General features: G+C 74.5%; 1 pseudogene. It reads right to left on the bottom strand.

Annotated features, from left to right (window positions below):
* Positions 1-581 (bottom strand): annotated as a pseudogene (locus tag PV419_RS53030) (type IV secretion protein Rhs); the annotation flags it as partial.

Raw genomic sequence — 581 nt, 5'->3', positions numbered from 1 at the left:
CGGCCGGCCGGGTCCCAGACCTGCGCGAGCGTGGCACCGGCGCCGATGCGGCGGGAGGTCTCGCGGCCGGCCTCGTCGTACACGGAGGCGATGGTGTGCCCGCCGGCCTTCAGGGTGGTGCGGTGGCCCGCGGCGTCGTACGAGAAGGAGGACAGCGCACCGGAGGGGGTGACGCGCCGGACGGGCCGGCCCAGCGCGTCGTAGGTGTGCGCCAGGACCCGCCCGCCGGACAGCTCCGACTTGACCCGGCCCATCAGGTCGCGGTGGAAGACGAGCCCGGCGTCCGGGCCTTCGGCCGAGGCCAGCCGTCCTGCCGGGTCCCAGGCGAAGGTGGTGACCCGGCCGTCCGCCTCCTTGCGCACGATCCGGCCCATGGCGTCCCGGGTGAAAACGACCGTCTGGCCCAGGGCATTGGTGCGGGAGACGAGCCGGCCGGCGGCGTCGTGGCGGTAGGTGGACGTACGGCCGTCGAAGTCGGTCTCGCTGAGCGGGCGGCCCGCCGGGTCGTACGTATAGGTCCAGGTGAGGCCCTGGGGGTCGGTCACCCGGGTGAGGCGCAGCCGGGTGTCGTAGGTGTACTC

This window comes from Streptomyces sp. ME19-01-6, from assembly GCF_033793745.1.
In the GTDB taxonomy this organism is placed as follows: Bacteria; Actinomycetota; Actinomycetes; order Streptomycetales; family Streptomycetaceae; genus Streptomyces.
The sequence above is the reverse complement of the archived record's forward strand: the minus strand, read 5'-3'. Positions and strand labels throughout refer to the sequence as shown.